Source organism: Plantactinospora sp. WMMC1484 (assembly GCF_049315195.1).
GTDB lineage: Bacteria > Actinomycetota > Actinomycetes > Mycobacteriales > Micromonosporaceae > Plantactinospora.
Map to the genome: position 1 here is coordinate 6985802 of NZ_CP186055.1, position 20802 is coordinate 7006603.

Consider the following 20802-nt stretch of genomic DNA (forward strand, 5'->3'; position numbering starts at 1 on the left):
CGGAGACCTCACACCGGCCAGCGAACTCGCCCATACGGCCCATCCTGCACGATGCGGGCTCATCCTGCACGGTCATGGCCGGCCCCGAGCAATGATCATGAACGAACGCCCGTTTTTTCGGTAGGTGCCATCGGCTAGGTGCCATCGGCGCGACGATGGTCCGGGGCGGTGGTGGCCGGGACGGCGGTGATGGCCGGGACGGCGGTGCGGGGCGGGACGGCGGTGATGGCCGGGACGGCGGTGCGGGGCGGCGGCGGTCCGGGCCTGATCTGAGCCGGACCGGCCGCCACCGCGCACATCGCTGGTGTTGCTCTGCCGCTCCCCGTTGTCGCTGCTGTGCCCGCTACCGCTCAGCCCTTGACCGCGCCCTGGAGGCCGCCCACGATCTGCTTCTCGGCGAACGTGAAGAAGAGCAGTGCCGGCAGCATCGCCAGCGACGTGAAGGCGAGGATTCCGGCGGTGTCGGAGGTGTACTGGCTGGAGAAGTTCTGCACACCGAGCGGCAGGGTGTGCAGGCTGACGTCGCCGAGGACCAACAGCGGCAGGAGGAATGCGTTCCAGCTGGTCACGAAGGCGAGAATCCCGACGGTGACCAGCGCGGGCCGGGACAGCGGCAGCACGATCAGCCAGAGGAAGCCGAGCCGACCCGTACCGTCGATCGCGGCGGCGTCCTCCAACTCCCGGGGGATGGCGGTCAGGAAGGGGCGCAGGATCACGATCGTGAGCGGCAACGCGAAGGCGACCTGCGGAAGGATCACCGCGTAGTACGAATTGATCAGGTTCAGGTCACGCAGCATGAGGTAGAGCGGCAGGATCGCCGCACCGGCCGGGAAGAGCAGGCCGAGCGTGAAGAAGGTGTAGAGCGCCTCGCGTCCCCGGAAGGTGTATCTGGCGAGCACGTAGGCCGCGCAGACTCCGAGCACCACGACGCCGAGCGTCGTACCCAGAGCGATCACGGCGCTGTTGAACGCCTGCCCCCAGAAGTCGCTCTGCGTCAGCACCCTGGCGTAGTTGTCGAAGACCCACGGGTCCGGAAAACCGGCCGGGTCCGCGACGATCTGCGGCGTGGTGCGGAAACCGCCGACGATCACGTAGACCACCGGGGCGATCGACACGGCCGCGACCGCGAGCGCCAGCGCGTAGGTGAGCGGACTGCCCCAGGACACCGGGCGGCGCGAGGACGGCGGAGGCAGGACGGCGTTCCCGGCCACGGTCAGTTCACCCTTCTGCTGGTGATGGCGCCCTGGATGTCACGACGCAGGAGGAAACGCTGGAACAGCAGCGCCGCGACGAACGAGATGGCGAAGAGGATCACGGCCACCGCGTTGCCGTAGCCCCACAGCCGGGCGAAGAAGCCGTTGTCGACCATGTATGTCGCCATGGTGGCCGACGCGCCGAGGGACCGCACCGCCGGCACCGAGGTCACCCAGATGACGTCGAAGACCTGCAGCGAACCGATCATCGAGAGGAACATCCAGATCCGGATGGTCGGGCCGAGCAGCGGAAGCGTGATGTGGCGCTGGACCTGCCACCAGTTCGCTCCGTCGATCGCGGCAGCCTCGGTGAGCTCGTGCGGCACGTTGGACAGGCCGGCGAGCAGGAGGATGATGGCGAAACCGACGTACTTCCAGGTGAGGATCGCCAGCAGGGTCCAGATCACGATGTCGAGATCGGCGAGCCACGCCTGCACCAGGCTGCCCAGTCCGATCGACCGCAGCAGCGCGTCGACCGTACCGCCGTCGGTCAGGATCAGCTTCCACATGATGCCGACCGTGACCTCGGCGAGCACGTACGGCACGAACACCAGCATCCGGAAGACGCCGCGGCCGCGGAAGCGACGGTTGAGCAGCAGGGCGATGCCCAGCGCGATGGGGCCCTGGATCAGCAGTGACCCGACCACGATGAAGGCGTTGTTGCGCAGCGCGTCGACGAAGATCGGATCCTCGAAGGCGAGGACGTAGTTGTCGAAGCCGACGAAATCGGTGGGCGCGCCGACGCCACGCCAGCGGAAGAGGCTGTAGTAGACGGCGAAGCCCATCGGTACCAGCACGAACATCACGTAGACGATGATCGCCGGCGTGGTGAGCCCGATGATCTCGTACCACTTCCGCCGGGTCTGGGCCGCGCCCGTCGGTCGCCGCTGGTCGGGCCGGCGGCCCGCCGGCGGCGCGGAGGCGCCGCCGGCGGGATACAGGGTTGAGTTGGTGGCGGTCACTTGCGTGCGGCCGCCTTCATGGCGTCGACGACCTGCTGCGGGGTGCCGTTGCCCGCGAAGATGGCGACGATCGCGTCGTTCATCGCGTTGCCGACGGTGCTACCGAAGGCGGTGTCCAGCCAGAGCTGGACGTAGGTCGCGCTGGACGTGGCCTCCAGGATGGACTTCAGCGCCGGGTCCGCGACGCCGTCCTCCGCGCCCTTGGCGACGGGGAGGCCGGTGCCGGTCTCGGCGTAGCCCTTCTGCACCTCGGGGCTGACGATGTACTTGAGGAACTCGACGCACTCGGCCGGCGCGTTCTTGGCGCAGGCGAAGCCGTCGCCACCGCCGAGGGCCGCCTTGGGGTCGCCCGCCGAGCCGCTGATGGCTGGCACAGGGAACCAGCCCAGGAACTTGGCGAGAGCAGCCTTGTCCTCGGCGACGGTCTCCAGGGTGCCCTTGTTCCAGTCGCCCATCAGCTCCATCGCGGCCTTGCCGTTGGCGAGCAGGCCGTTGGCGCTGGTCGGGTCGTTCTGGCCCGGCGTGGCGATGAAGTTGGGCTGGAACGGCTCGGTGGCAATGAACTTCTGCAGGTCCTCGCCGGCCTTCACGAAGCACGGGTCGTCGAAGACGGCCTCGTTGGATGCCTTCTTCAGGGTGTCGACCGAGCAGGCGCGGAGCGCGAAGTTGTACCACCAGTGCGCCGCGGGCCACTTGTCACCGGCGCCGAGGGCGATCGGGATGACATTGATGGCCTTGAGCTTCGCCACCGCGTCGTTAAGCTCGTCGAACGTGGTGGGAACCGCGTCGATGCCCGCACGATCGAACATGTCCTTGTTGTACCAGATGCCCTCGATGCCCATCCGGTACGGCAGGCCGTACTGCTTGCCGTCCACCGCCCAGATCTCGGCGGCGCTGCCGATGTTCTCGACCTCCGCCTTGACCTCGTCGGTGATGTCCTTGAGGTAGTCGGCCTCGGCCTGCTCGCGGATCTCGCCACCGCCCCAGGCCTGGAAGAGGTCCGGCGGGTCGCTGCTGAGCAGGGCGGCAGGGAGCCGGGTGCGCTGGAGCTGATTGGTCTCGATCGCCTCGATCTCGATCGTGACGGTCGGGTGAAGGGCGGAGAAGTCCTGGGCGACCTTCGCCCAGTAGGTCTTGCCGGGCCCGTCCTGCGAGGCGTTGTGCCACCAGGTCAGGGTCACCGGGTTCTTGTACAGCTCATTCTCGGCGGGTTCTTCGCTCTCGCCGCCACCACACCCCGCGGCCAGGAGTGCGCCGGTGGTCAGCAGCGCGAAGACGGCGCCCGTGCGGCGCTTGATCGGCATCGAATGTCTCCTCGACTAGTCAGTCGCGGTACTTCAACCTGAACGGCGAGTTTTACAGCCCCGTAACGCGGTGTCAACCGTTGTCGATAACGTTTTCGACACCCCTATGGCGGGGCCCGAAACGCCCTCTATCATCGTCGGCGTGGTGTTCCCGCAGCGTGTGAAGATGTCGGACGTGGCCCGTACGGCCGGCGTCTCGGTGGCAACCGTATCTAAGGTGGTCAATGGACGGTATGGCGTGGCGCAGGCGACGGTGGAACGTGTCCAGCAGGTTATCCACCAACTGGGGTACGAGGCCAGCCTCGGAGCGCAGAGCCTGCGCAGCCACCGCACCAACGTGCTGGGCATCCTGGTCGCCGAGTTCGAGCCCTTCTCGACCGAACTACTCAAGGGCGCTTCCCGGGAGGTCGCCGGCACCGGCTACCAGTTGCTGGCCTACTCCAGCGGCGACGGCGGCGGCGCGGCCATCGGCTGGGAGCGGCGCTCACTGGCACGCCTCTCGGGAACGCTCATCGACGGTGCCGTGATCGTCACCCCGACCGTGGTCGAGACCAAGCAGGGCTTCCACGTCGTCGCCGTCGACCCGCACACCGGCCCGTCCGGCCTGCCCACGGTCGACTCCGACAACTTCGCCGGTGCCGTGCTCGCCACCAACTACCTGCTCTCGCTCGGCCACCGCCGCATCGGGCACATCAGCGGGCGCCCCGACCTCGAGTCCGCGCGCCTGCGCGAGGCGGGCTTCCGCAGAGCGATGGCGGACGCCGGAGTCCCGGTCGACGAGCGGCTGGTCCGCGTCGGCGGGTTCCGGACGGCGAGCGCCGCCGGCACCGCCGCCGAACTGCTGGCCCTCCCCGACCGGCCGACGGCGGTCTTCGCCGGCAACGACCTCTCGGCGATCTCCACACTGGACGTCGCCCGGAGCATGGGCATCGGCGTGCCCGACGACCTCTCCGTGATCGGCTTCGACAACGTCCCGGAGTCGGCGCTGGTCAACCCGCCGCTGACGACCATCATGCAACCGTTGCAACGCATGGGCGCCGAGGCGCTGCGCCTGCTCATCGACCTGATCGGCGGCGTCGAGCGCGACACGCACATCCGGCTACCCACCGAGCTGGTCATCCGGGCGTCCTGCCGGCCCCACGCCCCTGCCGCCCGGCAGCCGAGCCTGCCGCTGCCCGCGCCCGCCGCACCCGCGGCCGGCTGATCCGCAGCGGTCCACGCCAGGGGCCAGCTGATCCGCGGCTGCCGGAGCCACACGTGGCGCGCCGGTCAGCGTACGGGGGGCCGGTCCCAGCCCGCCGGCAACGCCAGCGGGGTCCAGGTCGGGTCGGGGACGAAGTCGCACCAGGTGCCGTCGAAGGGGAACTGCCCCGCCTCGGCCATCTTGATCACCCGCTCGCCCTCGGCACGTACCACCGCCCCGTCCGGGACCCAGTAGTGCTCGGGCAGGGCGAGCCGCTCGGCGAACTCCTCCTCGTCCTTCCACGCCCAGGTGTGGTCCGGCCGGATCACCACGTCGAGATCCTGGTCCACCACGTCAACACCGGCCAGCTCGCCGTCGTCCCAGCGGATCCCGTGCTCCTCCAGGTTGACGTACCAGTTGGCGAACCGGCCCGCCTCGTCCCGGAAGAACCAGACCGAGTGGTCGGCACCGGCCGGCAGGAACTTCAGCACCGGTGGACCGCTCCAGGGCGACACGTGCAGTCGGTAGCCGAAGGTCACCCACTCGGTGAAGGGCATCGTACGCATGCCGCGGCCGTCCTCGGTGACCTCGCTGGCCACCTGGCTGCCCTGGGCGACCCAGAGCAGCAGGCCACGGTCGTCGTCACTGACCACCCTGGCCGGACGGGCCCAGCCGATCCGGCCGTGCCGGACGTTGCGGTGCACGACGAGCCGGCCCGGCGAGAAGCGCATCCCGGTCATACCAGGGAGGCCGGTCAGTAGGAGCGCGCCATGATTGCGCTGAGCTCGGGCTCGTCCTCCGAGTCCGGCACCGAACCATCGGCCCGGCGCAGGCAGCGGACGGTCACTCCCTGGGCGTTCGCCTCCGCCTCCCCCTCGGCGCCGACGGCCGACCACGGGACCCGGGCCCAACCGGTGGCGGCCGCCTCGATCGCCTCGGCGAGCGAATCCACCGGAACGGTCTGCGACTCCCGGCGGGCCAGCGCCTCGTCGTAGAGCGCCTTCTGGTCGGCGTCGAGCGCGGCGAGCACCGCCGCCACCACGTCCGGCACCGGGACCGGAGTCTTGGCACCGGTGGTCCGGCGCACCAGCACCGCGTTGCCGGCGGCGAGGTCGCGGGGACCGAGCTCGATGCGTACCGGATAGCCCTTGAGCTCGGCGTCGACGGCTCGGCGGCCGAACGGTGTCTCCACCCGGTCGTCGAGGGCGACCCGCACCCCGGCGTCGCGCAGCGCGTCGCAGAGCTTGGCGGCGGCCTCGGCGACGCCGTCGCCGGCCTTGACCACCATCACGTACGCCTGCACCGGCGCCAGCCGTGGCGGCACGCGCAGCCCGTTGTCGTCGCCGTGGCACATGATCAGACCGCCGAGCATCCGGGTGGAGCTGCCCCAGGAGGTGGTCCAGGCGTGCTCGACGGCGCGTTCGGCCGAGGTGTAGGTGATGTCGAAGGCGCGGGCGAAGTTCTGGCCCAGCTCGTGCGAGGTGCCCATCTGCAGCGCCTTGCCGTCGCCCATCATGCCTTCGAGGGTGTAGGTGCGGGTCGCGCCGGCGAAACGCTCCCGGGCGGTCTTCAGCCCGACCAGCACCGGGATGCCGAGCACCCCGACCATGAAGTCCTCGTAGACCTCGTGCAAGATCTTCCGGGCGTACGCCCGCGCGTCCGCCTCGTCGGCGTGCGCGGTGTGCCCCTCCTGCCACAGGAACTCGCTGGTCCGCAGGAACACCCGGGGCCGCAGCTCCCAGCGGACCACGTTCGCCCACTGGTTGAGCAGCAGTGGCAGGTCGCGGTAGGAGTCGACCCACTTCGCCATGAACTCGCCGATCACCGTCTCGCTGGTCGGCCGGACCACGACCGGCTCGGCGAGCTGCTTGCCGCCACCGTGGGTGACCACCGCCAGTTCCGGCGAGAAGCCCTCGACGTGCTGCGCCTCGCGGCGCAGATAGCTCTCCGGGATGAAGAGCGGGAAGTACGCGTTCTCGGCACCGGCGAGCTTGATCCGGGCGTCCATCTCGGCCTGCATGCGCTCCCAGATGGCGTAGCCGGCCGGTCGAATGACCATTGTCCCCCGGACCGGGCCGTTGTCGGCGAGCTGCGCCTTGGCGATCAGGTCCTGGTACCAGCGGGGGAAGTCCTCCGCCCGGGGAGTGAGCACGCGTGCCATGAGGGCACATCTTAGGCGCCGGCCCCGGAACCGACGCGCCCGGCCCGCGGCCGACGCGCCACCCTCGTGGTTGACGCGCCCGTCCCGGCGCCGAGGGCACAGAGTCAGGGCCGAGGGCACAGAGTCAGGGCCGAGGGCACAGAGTCAGCGGAGCACGCGACCGCGCAGCACGATGCGCTCGGGTGCCCGTACCACCCGCAGGTCGGTGCGGGGATCCTCGGGGTAGACGACCAGGTCGGCGAGGCCGCCCTCGACCAGGCCGGGAAAGCCGAGCCAGTCCCGGGCCCGCCAGGAGGCGGCGGCGAGGACGTCGACCGGGGAGATCCCGGCCTGCTCGTGCAGCAGCAGCATCTCCTCGGCCGCCAGCCCGTGGTCGATCCCGCCGCCCGCGTCGGTGCCGACGTAGATCGGCACCCCCGCCTCGTACGCGGCGCGGACCACCGCCGGGAAGCCGTCGCGGAGCGCGAGCATGTGCTTGGCGTACCCGGGGAACTTCCCGGCGGCCTGCTCGGCGATCCCGCCGAAGGTGGCGACGTTGATCATTGTTGGCACCAGGGCCGTACCGCGCCGGGCCATTTCGTCGACCAGGGCGAGACGCACGCCCGTGCCGTGCTCCACCGAGTCGACCCCGGCCCGAACCATTACCTCGACCGCCGCCTCGGAGAAGGTGTGCACGGCCGCCCTGACTCCGGCGGCGTGCGCGGCCCGGACCGCCGCCGCCATCGTCGCCGGATCCCAGGACGGCGCCAGGTCGCCGACGCTCCGATCGATCCAGTCGCCGACCAGCTTGACCCAGCCGTTGCCGGCCCGGGCCTGCTCGGTCACGGTCGCCGCCACCTCGGCGGCCTCGACCTCCACCGCGATGCCCCGCAGGTACCGCTTCGGCGGCGCGATGTGCCGCCCGGCGCGGGCCAGTCGCGGCAGGTCCGGCTCGTCCTCCAACTCGGGGTACGGGAACGGCGATCCCGCGTCCCGGATCGCGAGCACCCCGGCGTCCCGGTCGATCCGGGCCAACTCACGGGCCTGGTCGAGGGAGCCGATCGGCACCGCTCCGGGCGCGATGCCCGGATGGCAGTGCGCGTCGACCAGTCCCGGCAACACGAAGCCGCGATCGGCCACCGTGACCGCCCCGGGGACCGGGGTGAAGGTGACCCGGTCCCCGACCAGCCACAGGTCGCGGACCTCGTCGTCGGGAAGCACGACCCCTCGTACGTGCAGCGCCATGCGCCATTCCTACCCGATCGGCCCCCGGGCACCCGCCGCACCCCGCCGGGTCCGGCCGGAGATCACGCTGCACGCCGCACCGCGCCGCACCACACCGCACCACACCGGGGTATCGACGCGCCCGACGTCACCCGGACACGCCCGACGCCGCCGCGCCCGACGGACTCACGACTCGCCGCGCCCGACGGACTCACGACTCGCCGCGCCCGACGGACTCACGACTCGGCGCGCCCCCGCAGGCCGGCCCTGCGACTGCTCAGGGCCGGCAGGTCGAGGGTCACTTCCAGGGGCGCTCGGTGTTCTAGACGTTCCCCCGCTGTCTCTGCCGACAGGCATCCCGTCCGTCCGTCAGCGGTCCTTGTCGTCCCGGCGTTTGGTGAACTTGTTGAAGTCCAGCTTCGGTGGCGTGAAGCCCGGCGGCAGGCCCTGGCCACCCTGCAGCGCGCTCGGGTCCAGCCCCGGCGGCAGCTGCGGCATGCCGCCCGGGAAGCCGCCGGCCGGACCGCCGACCCGGGGCCGTCCGCCGCCCTTGGTCCCCTTCCGCTTGTTCTTCGGGGACTTCGTCGCCTTGCGCCGGCTGCCGGGCAGGCCCATCATGCCGCCCATCTGCTTCATCATCTTCTGCGCGTCGGCGAAGCGGTTGAGCAACTGGTTGACGTCCATCACGGTGACCCCGGAGCCGTTCGCGATCCGGGCCCGCCGGGAGCCGTTGATGATCTTCGGGTTGGTCCGCTCGCCGGGGGTCATCGACCGGATGATCGCGGTGACCCTGTCGAAGTGCTTGTCGTCGACCTCGGCCAACTGGTCCTTCATCTGCCCCATGCCGGGCATCATCGCCAGCACGTTGGCGATCGGGCCCATCCGGCGGACCGCGATGAGCTGGTCGAGGAAGTCCTCCAGGGTGAACTGCTCGCCGCCCATCAGCTTGGCGGTCATCTTCTCTTTCTGATCGGCGTCGAAGGCATGCTCGGCCTGCTCGATCAGGGTCAGCACGTCGCCCATCCCCAGGATCCGGCTGGCCATCCGGTCCGGGTGGAAGACGTCGAAGTCGCTCAGCTTCTCGCCGGTGGAGGCGAAGAGGATCGGCTGGCCGGTGACCTGCCGGACGGAGAGCGCGGCGCCACCCCGGGCGTCACCGTCGAGCTTGGAGAGGACCACGCCGGTGATCCCGACGCCGTCCCGGAACGCCTCGGCGGTGCGTACCGCGTCCTGACCGACCATCGCGTCGATGACGAAGATGACCTCGTCCGGGTCGACCGCGTCCCGGATGGCGGCGGCCTGGGCCATCATCTCGGCATCGATACCGAGCCGGCCGGCGGTGTCGACGATGACGATGTCCCGGGCGGCCCGTCGGGCGTGCTCGATCGACGCCTTGGCGACCTGGACCGGGTCGCCGACGCCGTTGCCCGGCTCCGGCGCGAAGACCTCGACCCCGGCCCGGCCGCCGAGCACCTGCAACTGGTTGACCGCGTTGGGCCGCTGGAGGTCGGCGGCGACCAGCATCGGCTGGTGCCCCTGCCCCTTCAGCCAGCCGGCCAGCTTGCCGGCGAGGGTGGTCTTACCCGAACCCTGGAGACCGGCGAGCATGATCACGGTCGGCGGCTGCTTGGCGAACTGCAACCGGCGGCCCTCGCCACCGAGCACGGCGACGAGTTCCTCGTGAACGATCTTGATGACCTGCTGGGCCGGGTTGAGCGCCTGCGACACCTCGGCACCCCGAGCCCGCTCCTTCATGTTGGCGATGAAGGACCTGACCACGGGCAGGGCGACGTCCGCCTCCAACAGCGCCAGCCGGATCTCCCGGGCGGTGGCGTCGATGTCGGCGTCGGTGAGGCGACCCTTGCCGCGCAGCTTCCCGAAGATCCCGGAGAGGCGGTCACTCAAAGTGTCAAACACGGCGCAGCATCCCGTTTGTCGTATTTACCCGAGCACGGTTGCCCGAGCATGGTGTGGCGGGCACAGGGTTCCCAGCCACCGCAAGGGTAGCCGCCCGCCTCCCCCGCCGCTTCCACCCGCCATCCCCTGAACGGGGAACTCCGTCGTGTAATCACCCCACCGATCATCTGTGATGAGGCGTGGGATGGCTCGGGTCAGGGATCGACGAGGCCGGACTGGTACGCGTACACGACCAGTTGGGCCCGGTCCCGGGCGCCCAGCTTGACCATGGCGCGGCTGACGTGCGTACGCGCCGTGGCCGGGCTGACCAGCAGCCGCCGACCGATCTCGTCGTTGTTCAGCCCCTCACCGACCAACCCGACCACCTGCCGTTCCCGTTCCGTGAGAGTCTCCAGCCGGGGGTGCGGGCGGAGCACCCGGGACGGCCGGGTCGCGAACTCCCGGACCACCCGCCGGGTGACCGACGGGGAGAGCAGCGCCTCGCCACCGGCGACCAGCCGGATAGCCCGGAGCAGCTCGACCGGCCTGGTGTCCTTGGTCAGGAAGCCGCTGGCGCCGTGCCGGAGCGCCTCGAAGACGTACGAGTCGAGTTCGAAGGTGGTCAACACCACCACCCGGGTACCGGCCAACTCCGGATCCGCGACGATTCGGCGGGTCGCCTCGATGCCGTCGATCCCCGGCATCCGGACGTCCATCAGCACCACGTCCGGGCGCTCGCTGCGGGCCAACGCCAGCGTGCGCAACCCGTCGGCCGCCTCACCGACCACCCGCAGGTCCGGTTCGCTCTCCAGCAGCGCGCGCAGCCCCAGCCGGACCAGATCCTGGTCGTCCGCGATCAGTACGCCGATCGTCGGAACGTTCTCTCCGCTCATCGGACCCCCGTCGGTAGCCGGGCGAAGACCCGGAACCCGCTGCCGGCCCGAGGGCCGACCTCCAGCACACCGCCGAGGGCGTCGACCCGCTCCCGCATCCCGGTCAGCCCGTGGCCGGCTCCGGGGCCGGCCACTCCGGAACCGCCCCGGCCGGTGTCGAGAACCTCGACCGTCACCCCCGCCGGCAGGTAACCGATCCGCACGCTGGCGCTCGCCGCCCCCGCGTGCCGCAGGACGTTTGTCAGCGACTCCTGCACCACCCGGTACGCGGCCAGGTCCACCGCCACCGGCAGCGCCCGCCGCTCCCCGACGACCTCCAGGGTGACCGGTAGGCCGCTGCGGCGCAGCCGGGCCGTCAACGCCGGCACCTGGTCCAGCCCCGGCACCGGTACACGCTCGGCAGCGGCGTCGCGGCGGACGACCGAGAGGGTGACCCGCAGCTCGTCCAGCGCCTCCCGGCTGGTCCGGCTGATCGCGGTCAACGCCGTCTCCGCCTGCTCCGGACGCTTGGCCAGCAGGTGCAGGGCGATCTCCGCCTGCATGTTGATCGCGGCGAGCCCGTGCCCGACCACGTCGTGCACCTCCTGGGCGATCCGCAACCGTTCCTCGTCGGCCAGCCGGCGAGCCTCCTCGATCCGGTTCCGGGCGGCGGACTCCCGGTTGGCCCGGACGGTGATCCCGAGGGCGAACGGCACGACGGCCCAGGCCGAGGCGGGCAGCACTCCGGCCAGTCCCTGCGGCGTGCCCCGGACGGCAAACACCGTGTGGGCCGTCAGCGCCAGCAGGGAGGCGGCGGCGCCGATCGCCGCCCGCCGCGGCGGAAGATGCGCCGCCACCGTGTACACCGCGACGAAGTAGCTGAGCAGCATCGGCCCGTACGGGTAGCCGAGCACCAGATACGTCGAGACCGCCACCGTGGTGACCGCGAGCGTGACCAGCGGCCAGCGACGGCGTACCGCCAGGCTCAGCGTGGCGGACGCGATCAGGGTGTAGCACCAGCCGTCCGCCGGTACCGCGCCGGGCATGTTCCAGCTGATCACCGTCGTCACCGGCACGGTCAGCGCGAACAGCCCGACCGCCAGCGCCGCGTCGGCCAGCCGGACCCGGCCACCCCGCCCCGCATCCACCGTGCCGTGCGCATCCACCGCGCCGCGCGCACCCGCTGCGCCGGTTGCCGCCACCGCACCCGCTGCGCCGGTTGCCGCCACCACACCCGCTGCGCCGGTTGCCGCCACCACACCCGGCACGCCGTGCGGGCCGTCGTCCGCCGCGTCAGGCTCCGGCACCGGATCGTTCTGCGCCATCGGTTCAGAGGATGTCACGCCGACGCTCCACCACGTCGGCCGGCAACCCTGGCGAATCAGTCATGCGACCGACGATCCCGCCCCGGCGGTCCGACGGCATCGGCCGTCGAGCGGCTGTGCGCGTACGCCCGTCGACGTACGTCCCGACGGTGGTTAGGCGGGGGCCCTTCTTCTACAGAAGACGATAAGCGGGGGCCCTTCCTTGCGCTTCCTTGCGCATTCTTGGGCGCTAGGCGGCGGCGGCCAGGACGGCGGCCTCGACGCGGGCCCGCTCGGCGTCGTCGGGCCAGCCGCCGACCAGGTAGAAGGCGTCGACCACGTCGCCGCCGAGGGTGGAGATCCGGGCGGCCCTGACCTGGGCACCCGCCTCGTCCAGAGCGCTGGTGACCCGGTAGAGGAGCCCACCTGAGTCTGCGGCGCGCAACTCCAGCACCACGGCGTCGGTCGCGGCGGCGCGGTGCCAGACCACCCGGGGTGGCGAGCCGCTGCCCCGGGTGGCCAGGGCGCGGCCCCGCAGGCGCTGGGTGACGGAGATGTCGCCGCTGACCGCCTTGCGGAGGTCGGTGGCGAGGGCGACCGGGTCCGGCGGGGTGCCGTAGCGGGGCTGGACCAGGAACTCGACCAGGGCGGTCTGCTCGACCATGCTGGCGTCGGCGGCGAGGACTTCGAGGCGGTGCAGGGCCAGGCATCCGGCGACCGCGGCGAGCAGGCCGCGCCGGTCCGCCGCGGCCACCGCCACCCGGTCCCCCTCCAGGTGTACGGCCGGCAGCGGCCCCGCCACCAGCGCCGGATCCGGGGTCGGCGGCTCGGGAAGCTCGCCGGTGTCGAGCCGGGTGTGCACCCGGCGCGCCAGTTCGGCGATGAGGCGGGCCTTCCAGTCCGACCATGCCGCCGGCCCGGTCGCCTTCGCGTCGGCCCGGGCCAGGGCATGTAGCAGGCTCAGTGTGGTGGTGTCCTGCACCGCCTCGGCGACGCGGGCGATGGTGACCGGGTCGGCCAGGTCGCGTCGGGTCGCCACCTCGGGCAGCAGCAGGTGCAGCCGGACCAGCCGCTCGATCAGGTCGACCTCCGGCGGCGGCAGCCCGATCCGGGCCGCGATCCGGGCCGCGATCGGCGCACCGACCAGGCTGTGGTCGCCGCCGAGTCCCTTGCCGACGTCGTGCAGGAAGGCGGCGAGCAGCAGCAAATCGGGCCGGTCGACCTCGCGGGCGTGCCCGGTCGCCTCGGCGGCCGCCTGCACCAGGTGCCGGTCCAGGGTGTAGCGGTGCACCGGGTTGTGCTGCGGCAGGCTGCGCATCCGGGGCCACTCCGGCAGCCAGCCGTCGACCAGGCCGTACCGGTCGCAGGTCTCCCAGGTGGCGACGAGGCCGGGCCCGGCGCCGAGCAGCGTGATCAACGCGGCGCGGGCTCCGGGCGGCCAGGGCGTCGGCAGCGGCGGGCAGTAGGCGGCGAGCCATTCGCAGGTGGCCCTGGCGATCGGCAGCCGGGCGCTGGCCGCGGCGGCGGCGACCCGCAGCGACAGGCTCGGGTCGGGGCGGGCCCCGATGGCGGTACGGGCGAGCACCAGCTCGCCGTCCTGCTCCACCACGTCCCGGGCGACGGGGCGGCGCAGCGGCCGGCCGTCGGCACCCCGGCGCCGGCCGGAGCGGAGCCGGTCGGCGGCCCGCCAGGCGTCGTCCAGGGCGTGGCTGATCGTCCGGGCGTCGCCGGCCACCTTGCGCAGCAGCGCGTCGCCGGCGTCGGCGACGTTCCCGTCCGGCCAGCCGGTCGCCACGCCGCCGATATCCGACCCGGCGTTGTCGGACCCGCCGGTGTCCGGGTCGCCGGCCGGGAGTTGGCGCGGCGCTCCGGTGCCGCCGGGGCGGCGCTGGCGTAGCCCGAGCAGGTGGGCGACGGCGGCCCGTTCCTGGGCGAGCAGCCGGTCGACCCGCCGTCCCACCGAGGTGTGCAGGGCGTCCCGGGTGTCGAGCAGCCGCAGGTGCGCGGCCCGGACGGCCGGGCGGAGCGTGTCGCTGATGCCGGCGAAGGCGATCGCCCGGAGCAGCGCCACGTCCCGCAGCCCGCCGGCGGCCTCCTTCAGGTCGCCCTCCAGCAGGAAGGCCAGCTCGCCGTGTGCCTGCCAGCGGTTGACGGTGATCTCGCGCAGTGCGGGGAGCACGCGTACGGCCGTCCGCCGCCACTGGTCCGCGGCGGCGGTGACGAGCCGGGCGGAGAGGTCCCGGTCGCCGGCGACGTGCCGGGCGTCGAGCAGGCCGAGCGCGACCTTGACGTCGTCGTGTGCGACCGAGAGCGCCTCGGGGATGGTCCGCACCGAGTGGTCCAGGCCGAGCCGGGCGTCCCAGATCGGGTACCAGAGCGCGGTGGCCAGCTCGTCCATCCCGGGCACCCCGGCGTGCAGCAGCACGAGGTCGAGGTCGCCACAGGGTGCGCACTGCCGGCGGCCCAGCCCGCCGACCGCGATCAGGGCGACCCCGTCGACCGAGGTCGGGTCGGCACCGCCTCGCGCGGCTGCGGTGTCCCGCAACCCTGCCGCGAGCAGCCCGGTCAACCATGCGTCGAGCGCCGCCGCACGCTGCTCGCGCGCGGCGGCGCCGATGCCGGGGATGACCAGGGGCCTCGGGTCGACCTCTCCCACGGTCAACGGCGAGGGTCCCCTGGTCATCGTCATGATCTCCTAGAGCGCGTCGAGGCCGCGCTCGCCGGTCCGGACCCGGATGACGTCCTCGACGCCGGTCACCCAGACCTTCCCGTCACCGATCTTGCCGGTACGGGCAGCGGTGACCACCGCGTCGACCACCTTGTCGACGTCGATCTCGTCGGTCAGCACCTCGACCCGGATCTTCGGCAGGAACTCGACGGTGTACTCGGCTCCCCGGTACACCTCCGTGTGCCCCTTCTGCCGTCCGTACCCCTGGACCTCGCTGACGGTCAGGCCGGCCACGCCGAGGGCGTGCAGCGCCTCCTTGACCGCGTCCAGCTGGTACGGCTTGATGACCGCAGTCACCAGCTTCATGTCCAACCCCTCCATCGGAGAAACTTAACCGGCGACCTTTTCGCTGACCGGAGCGGCAGGCTCGTCTGCCGCCGTGCTGCTGTTCGGGGAACCGATCCCGGCCATGGCGAACGCGCCGCCACCGCCGGTGGCCGTGGAGAGGTCGTACCCGCTCTCCGCGTGCTCCGCGATGTCGATCCCCTCGACCTCGGCCTCGGCGGAGGTGCGGAAGCCGATGGTCTTCTCGATGAGGAAGCCGAGCCCGAGAGCGATCACGAAGGAGATCGCCGTGACGATCAACGCGCTGAGCGCCTGGATTCCGAGCTGGGTGACTCCACCACCGTAGAAGAGCCCCTCGTTCTCCACCAGCGAGCTGACCGTGCTGGTGCCGAAGAGGCCGATCCAGAGGCAGCCGATCCAGCCGCCGACGAAGTGCACGCCGACCACGTCGAGCGAGTCGTCGTAGCCGAGCGCGTACTTCAGGCTGACCGCCAGGGCGCAGACCGCACCGGCCACCAGGCCGAGCACGACCGCCGCCCAGGGCGCGACGAAGGCACAGGCCGGGGTGATCGCCACCAGGCCGGCGATGGCACCGGAGGAGGCACCGACCAGGGTCGGCTTGCCGTTGCGCAGCCACTCCACGATGATCCAGCCGAGCACGGCCGCAGCGGTGCAGACCTGGGTGTTCATGAACGCGATCGCCGTGGTCGCGTCGGCGGTCAGCTCCGAGCCGGCGTTGAAGCCGAACCAGCCGAACCAGAGCAGGCCGGCACCGAGCGCCACCATGGGCACGTTGTGCGGCTTCATGCTCTCCTTGGGCCAGCCGACCCGCCTGCCGAGCACGATCGCCAGGGCGAGCGCCGCCGCACCGGCGTTGATGTGCACCGCGGTGCCGCCGGCGAAGTCCAGTGCGCCGAGGCCCGCGCCGATGAAGCCACCGCCCCAGACCATGTGCGCGACCGGGAAGTAGACAAGCGTGGCCCAGCCGAAGGCGAAGACCAGCCAGCCGGAGAACTTGGCCCGGTCGGAGATGGCGCCGCTGATGAGCGCGACGGTGATGATCGCGAACATCATCTGGAAGGCCATGAAGACGTAGAGCGGGATGCCGGTCTCGCCCCACAGGTCGGTCTCGGCCATGAACGTCTTGGTGCCGACGTACTGGCCGAGGTCACCCCAGATGCCGTTCTGGTCGTCGCCGAAGGCGACGGTGAAGCCGTAAAAGAGCCAGAGGATGGAGACGAGCCCGATGGCGGAGAAGCTCATCATCATCATGTTCAGGACGCCCTTGGACCGGTTCAAGCCGCCGTAGAACAGCGCCAGACCCGGTGTCATGAGCAGCACGATCGCGCTGGAAATCAGCAACCAGGCGGTATTGCCGGTATCGATCGTCGGTGCTTCAGGCACGCTGGCCTCCTAAAGTTGGTTACCCTCCTTCCCGGCCCACCGAGGCAGCATCGCCCGTACGCCGGTTGCGCGGAAGCTTCGTAGCTGGAGGTTTCACCCGTGGTGCCCAGTTGGTTTCTGCCCTGTCACGGGTTGTTTCCAACGTGTGAAGAAGTCCGCACTATCGATGGAACGGACAGGGGCATACCAGCCGAATAGCCCGGAGTAGCTGTACGGAAAGCGACGTACGGTTACCGGAGCGCGTACTCCAGGGTGTGCCGTTCGTAGTCCAGCAGCCGCAGATCGCGCATCGGGCGCCGGAGGTGGCCCTTGTGCACGATCCGGACGAAGGCCGGGTCGCCGGCCGCCGCCATTCGGCGGATCCCCTCGACGTGGTCCACGATCCGCTTCCGGATGGTCCGGACCAGCCGGTGCCGGTCCCTCGGGATCAGCCCGTACGCGTCGGCGAAGAGCCGCAGCCGGCGCGGCCGGTTGGGGCGCTGCCAGCCGAGGGTGTAGGAATCCCGGTCCGAGAAGAGCGGCACCCAGGTCCAGGCCGCGTACGCGACGTCGTAGATCCGGGCGCCGGGCGAGGCGAGGTCGAAGTCGATCAGCGCCAGCGTGCCGTCCGGCCGCCAGATCACGTTGTGCGGGGCGGCGTCGTGGTGGCAGATCACCTCGGTGTCCGGCGGCGGCGGCCCGAACGAGCGCCAGACCGCGTTCGGCGGCGGCTGGAAGCCGTACTGCGCGTCGTGGAACATCCGCAGCATGGTGGCGACGGTGACCAGCGCCTCGTCGGTGACCCAGTGCGGGGCGAGCGGATATTCGCCGCACTCCCCCTCCAGATACGACAGCACCTCGCGGTTGCGCGAGTCCATCCCGAGGGCCCGGGGCGAGCCGGTGAAGCCGACGTATTCGAGGTGTCGCAGCAGGGCGTGCACCGACGGCGTCCACGGGCCGGCGTTGCGGCGTACCGTGTCGCCCACCCGCACGACGGTGCTGACGTTCCCGCCGTGCAGCGGGATCTCCTGCGATGTCACGTACGTCTCTCCTACCGGAGCGGCGCTGGGAAACAGCGTCACCAGGCCCGCGCCCGGGAATGGGCGCGGCATCCGAACAGTCCCCCGAGATTACGCGTCGGCGCCAAGCGGCTCGGTGCCGAGGAGCGCGTCGACGAACTGTGCCGGATCGAAGGGCGCCAGATCGTCCGGGCCCTCGCCGAGCCCGACCAGCTTGACCGGGATGCCGAGCTTGCGCTGCACCGCGATCACGATGCCGCCCTTGGCGGTGCCGTCGAGCTTGGTCAGCACCACGCCGGTGACGTCCACCACCTCGGTGAAGACCCGGGCCTGCTCGAGGCCGTTCTGCCCGGTGGTGGCATCGAGGACCAGCAGCGTCTCGTCCACCGGGCCGTGCCGGGAGACCACCCGCTTGATCTTGCCCAGCTCGTCCATCAGACCGACCTTGTTCTGTAGCCGGCCGGCGGTGTCGACAAGCACCGTGTCGACGGAGGCCTCGATGCCGCGCTGCACCGCGTCGAAGGCGACGCTCGCCGGGTCGGCACCCTCGGGGCCCCGGACCACCTCGGCACCGACCCGGCCGGCCCAGGTGGTGAGCTGCTCGGCGGCGGCGGCCCGGAACGTGTCGGCGGCGCCGAGCAGCACCGTACGGCCGTCCGCGATCAGCACCCGGGCCACCTTGCCGCAGGTGGTCGTCTTGCCGGCACCGTTCACCCCGACGACCAGCAGCACCGCCGGGGTCCCGCCGGACCGGGTCGCCCGCAGCGACCGGTCCAGCGTCGGGTCGAGCACGTTCACCAGTTCGGCGGCGAGCAGCGCGCGCAGCTCGGTGGCGCTGCGGGTGCCGAGCACGGCGGTACGCTCCCGCAGCCGGTCGACGATCTCCCGGGTCGCCTCGACCCCGACGTCGGCGCCGATCAGGCTGTCCTCGATCTCCTCCCAGACCTCCTCGTCCAGGTGGTCCCGGCTCAGGAGGCTGAGCAGGCCCTTGCCGAAGACGTTCTGCGAGCGGGAGAGTCGGGCCCGTAGCCGGACCATCCGCCCGGCGGTCGGCTCCGGCCGCTCCACCACCACCGGGGTCTCGACCTCGGTGGGTGCCGGCGGCGCCTCGACCGGCGGGGCCACCAGCTCCGTCGGGGGTGCGCCCGGCGGGCTGGGCGGCACCGGCGGCACCGGCGGCGCGGGCGGGATCGGCGGGAGCGGCGGGGCCGCCCGGCCACCCCGGCGGGTCACCACCAGACCGATCGTCAGGCCCACCGCGAGGAGCACCAGCACGCCGGCCACGATCAGCATGACGACGAGGTTGTCCATACGGGCGATCCTGTCAGACGCCGAACGGCTCGGCGCAGCCGCCGCACCTCTGCCCGGGTGTTACCCCGGACGAGTAGGCTCGCCGCCGAAACGCCGGTAATGCCGCGGCCCGCCGGGACAGGCGGGTGTCGTGGCCGACCGGACCGCAGGATCGAGGTCGTCACCCTTCCCCGCTCGGAGGTCCCGCATGTCCACCGCCCGGCTACTGATCGGCCCGGTGCTGCGCCGGGTGGTCGGCTCCAGGGCCACCGTCTGGGTGGAGACCAGCGGGCCGGCCCTGGTCCGGGTCGAGACGACGGAGGGCGCGGCCGGTGAGGCGGCCACGTTCAGCGCCTTCGACCACCACTATGCGCTGGTCGTGGTGGAAGGGCTGGAAACGGGCCGGGCCGCCCCCTACCAGGTCCTCCTCGACGGTGCACAGGTCTGGCCGGAGCCCGGGACGACGTTTCCGCCGAGCGTGATCCGGACCCGCGCGGCCGGCGATCCCGGGGCACGGCTGATCTTCGGCTCCTGCCGGGAGACCACCCAGCACGCCACCGCCCGGAAGCTGCCGCCGGACGCGCTCGACGCGTACTCCCGGCGGTTGATGACGACCGACGCCGCTGGCGAGTGGCCCGACCTCCTCGTGCTCCTCGGTGACCAGGTCTACGCCGACCAGACCTCGCCGACGGTACGCAAGCTGCTGCACCGCCGCCGCGACCGGAGCGCGGGTGCCCCGGCCGACCAGGTGGTCAGCTTCGACGAGTACACGAAGCTCTACCTGGAGTCGTGGCGCGACCCGGAGATCCGCTGGCTGCTCTCCACCGTGCCGAGCGTGATGATCTTCGACGACCACGAGATCATCGACGACTGGAACACCTCGACGCCGTGGCGGACCGAGACGCACCGCCAACCCTGGTGGTCGGAGCGGATCTCCAGCGGCCTCGCGTCGTACTGGGTCTACCAGCACCTGGGCAACCTCGAGCCAGACGAGCTCGCCGCCGACCCGGTGTACGCCAAGGTCGTCGCCGCCGAGGACGCCACCTCGGTGCTGCGCGAGTTCGGCGAGCGGGTCGGCGCGGAGGCGACCGGTTACGACGCGGCACTGGGCCGGGGCGAGTCACCGGCCGAGGCTGCCCCGGCCGGCCGCTACCAGTGGAGCTACTCGCTGGACGTCGGCCGGACCCGGCTGGTCGTGCTGGACAACCGGTGCAGCCGGGTGCTGGACCGCCGACACCGGGCGATGCTGCCGCCGACGGAGTGGGCGTGGTTCACCGACCAGGTGCACGGCGACTACGACCACCTGGTGGTCGGCTCCTCGCTGCCCTGGCTGCTGCCGCCCGGCATCCACCACCTGGAGTCCTGGAACGAGCGGCTCGCCGACTCGGAGCGCCCCAGGGTGGCGGCCTTCGCCGAGCGGCTGCGCCGGGCGCTCGACCTGGAGCACTGGGCCGCCTTCCGCCGCTCCTTCGACGCGCTCGCCCAGGTCTTCGTCCGGCTCGGCACCGGGCCGCAGGGACGGCCGGGCGACCGGGTGGGGACCGGGCCGGCGTATCCGCCACCGGCCTCGATAAGCGTGCTCTCCGGTGACGTGCACCACTCGTACGTCGCGCGGGCCCGGTTCCCCGGCGAGTCGATGACCACCCCGGTGCACCAGTTGACCTGCTCGCCGATCCACAACCAGATACCGGGGCCGATGCGACCGCTGCTCCGGCTCGGCTGGTGGCGCGGACCCACCGTGGCGGCGTGGACGCTGGCGCGCACGGCCGGGATCCGTCGCCCGCCGGTGCGCTGGCGCAAGCTCGACGGCCCCTACTTCGGCAACGCGGTCAGCACGCTCCGCCATGACGGCCGCTCGGCCGAGGTGACGATCGAGGGGACGGCGCCGGACGGCAGCCTGCGCGCGGTCGCCCAGCGCACACTCACCCACTGATCCCGACGCTCTCAGGCGGAGGGACC

17 protein-coding genes are annotated in these 20802 nt (G+C 71.7%); 3 read left to right on the forward strand and 14 right to left on the reverse strand.

The window, feature by feature from the left end; genetic code table 11:
* Nucleotides 1-138 precede the first annotated feature (138 nt).
* Nucleotides 139-273: a hypothetical protein gene (locus tag ACN28C_RS30030; protein ID WP_422770859.1), complete on the forward strand. Its 135-nt coding sequence runs from the start codon at nucleotides 139-141 to the stop codon at nucleotides 271-273.
* Between the two features lie 77 nt (nucleotides 274-350).
* Here ACN28C_RS30030 and ACN28C_RS30035 read toward each other — a convergent pair whose 3' ends face one another.
* The 3 genes from ACN28C_RS30035 to ACN28C_RS30045 are packed head-to-tail and all read right to left on the reverse strand — an operon-like array spanning nucleotide 351 to nucleotide 3519.
* A complete protein-coding gene (locus ACN28C_RS30035; protein WP_422774864.1) occupies nucleotides 351-1217 on the reverse strand; it encodes a carbohydrate ABC transporter permease in 867 nt (288 codons plus the stop codon).
* The gene (locus ACN28C_RS30040; protein ID WP_422770860.1) at nucleotides 1214-2215 is read right to left on the reverse strand and encodes a carbohydrate ABC transporter permease; all 1002 of its coding nucleotides are present in this window, start codon (nucleotides 2213-2215) and stop codon (nucleotides 1214-1216) included. The genes ACN28C_RS30035 and ACN28C_RS30040 overlap by 4 nt, the downstream gene beginning before the upstream one ends.
* Nucleotides 2212-3519 (reverse strand): ABC transporter substrate-binding protein, encoded by a 1308-nt coding sequence (locus tag ACN28C_RS30045; protein ID WP_422770861.1) that lies wholly within the window; start codon nucleotides 3517-3519, stop codon nucleotides 2212-2214. Before ACN28C_RS30045 ends, ACN28C_RS30040 begins: the two co-directional genes overlap by 4 nt.
* Nucleotides 3520-3661: 142 nt before the next feature.
* Here ACN28C_RS30045 and ACN28C_RS30050 point away from each other — a divergent pair, with 142 nt between their 5' ends.
* Nucleotides 3662-4723 carry a LacI family DNA-binding transcriptional regulator gene (locus ACN28C_RS30050; protein WP_422770862.1) on the forward strand — a complete coding sequence of 354 codons (1062 nt, stop codon included), beginning with the start codon at nucleotides 3662-3664 and terminating at the stop codon, nucleotides 4721-4723.
* A gap of 65 nt (nucleotides 4724-4788) precedes the next feature.
* Here the strand turns inward: ACN28C_RS30050 and ACN28C_RS30055 are convergent, their stop codons facing one another.
* The 11 genes from ACN28C_RS30055 to ftsY all read right to left on the reverse strand — a co-directional run bounded on the left by ACN28C_RS30055 (nucleotide 4789) and on the right by ftsY (nucleotide 18864).
* Nucleotides 4789-5433, reverse strand: a complete 645-nt coding sequence (locus tag ACN28C_RS30055) for a DUF402 domain-containing protein (RefSeq protein WP_422774865.1) — start codon at nucleotides 5431-5433, stop codon at nucleotides 4789-4791.
* A gap of 23 nt (nucleotides 5434-5456) precedes the next feature.
* Nucleotides 5457-6863, reverse strand: a complete 1407-nt coding sequence (proS, locus tag ACN28C_RS30060) for a proline--tRNA ligase (protein WP_422770863.1) — start codon at nucleotides 6861-6863, stop codon at nucleotides 5457-5459.
* 144 nt (nucleotides 6864-7007) lie between these two features.
* Nucleotides 7008-8087, reverse strand: coding sequence for an amidohydrolase family protein (locus ACN28C_RS30065; protein ID WP_422770864.1), 1080 nt, complete (start codon nucleotides 8085-8087; stop codon nucleotides 7008-7010).
* 348 nt (nucleotides 8088-8435) lie between these two features.
* Nucleotides 8436-9983: a signal recognition particle protein gene (ffh, locus tag ACN28C_RS30070; RefSeq protein ID WP_422770865.1), complete on the reverse strand. Its 1548-nt coding sequence runs from the start codon at nucleotides 9981-9983 to the stop codon at nucleotides 8436-8438.
* 194 nt (nucleotides 9984-10177) lie between these two features.
* Nucleotides 10178-10855 (reverse strand): response regulator transcription factor, encoded by a 678-nt coding sequence (locus ACN28C_RS30075; RefSeq protein ID WP_422770866.1) that lies wholly within the window; start codon nucleotides 10853-10855, stop codon nucleotides 10178-10180.
* Complete coding sequence (locus ACN28C_RS30080; RefSeq protein ID WP_422770867.1) at nucleotides 10852-12177, reverse strand: sensor histidine kinase; 1326 nt, start codon at nucleotides 12175-12177, stop codon at nucleotides 10852-10854. The genes ACN28C_RS30075 and ACN28C_RS30080 overlap by 4 nt, the downstream gene beginning before the upstream one ends.
* Before the next feature lie 211 nt (nucleotides 12178-12388).
* Complete coding sequence (locus ACN28C_RS30085; RefSeq protein ID WP_422774866.1) at nucleotides 12389-14800, reverse strand: [protein-PII] uridylyltransferase; 2412 nt, start codon at nucleotides 14798-14800, stop codon at nucleotides 12389-12391.
* A gap of 33 nt (nucleotides 14801-14833) precedes the next feature.
* A complete protein-coding gene (locus ACN28C_RS30090; RefSeq protein ID WP_196205300.1) occupies nucleotides 14834-15172 on the reverse strand; it encodes a P-II family nitrogen regulator in 339 nt (112 codons plus the stop codon).
* Between the two features lie 24 nt (nucleotides 15173-15196).
* Nucleotides 15197-16555: an ammonium transporter gene (locus tag ACN28C_RS30095; protein ID WP_422770868.1), complete on the reverse strand. Its 1359-nt coding sequence runs from the start codon at nucleotides 16553-16555 to the stop codon at nucleotides 15197-15199.
* 230 nt (nucleotides 16556-16785) lie between these two features.
* Entirely contained in the window at nucleotides 16786-17646 is an 861-nt protein-coding gene (locus tag ACN28C_RS30100) for an aminoglycoside phosphotransferase family protein (protein ID WP_422770869.1), read from the reverse strand.
* 18 nt (nucleotides 17647-17664) lie between these two features.
* Entirely contained in the window at nucleotides 17665-18864 is a 1200-nt protein-coding gene (ftsY, locus tag ACN28C_RS30105) for a signal recognition particle-docking protein FtsY (protein ID WP_422770870.1), read from the reverse strand.
* 187 nt (nucleotides 18865-19051) lie between these two features.
* Between ftsY and ACN28C_RS30110 the strand changes: the two genes are divergently transcribed.
* Nucleotides 19052-20776 (forward strand): alkaline phosphatase D family protein, encoded by a 1725-nt coding sequence (locus tag ACN28C_RS30110; protein WP_422770871.1) that lies wholly within the window; start codon nucleotides 19052-19054, stop codon nucleotides 20774-20776.
* The last annotated feature ends 26 nt before the right edge of the window (nucleotides 20777-20802 follow it).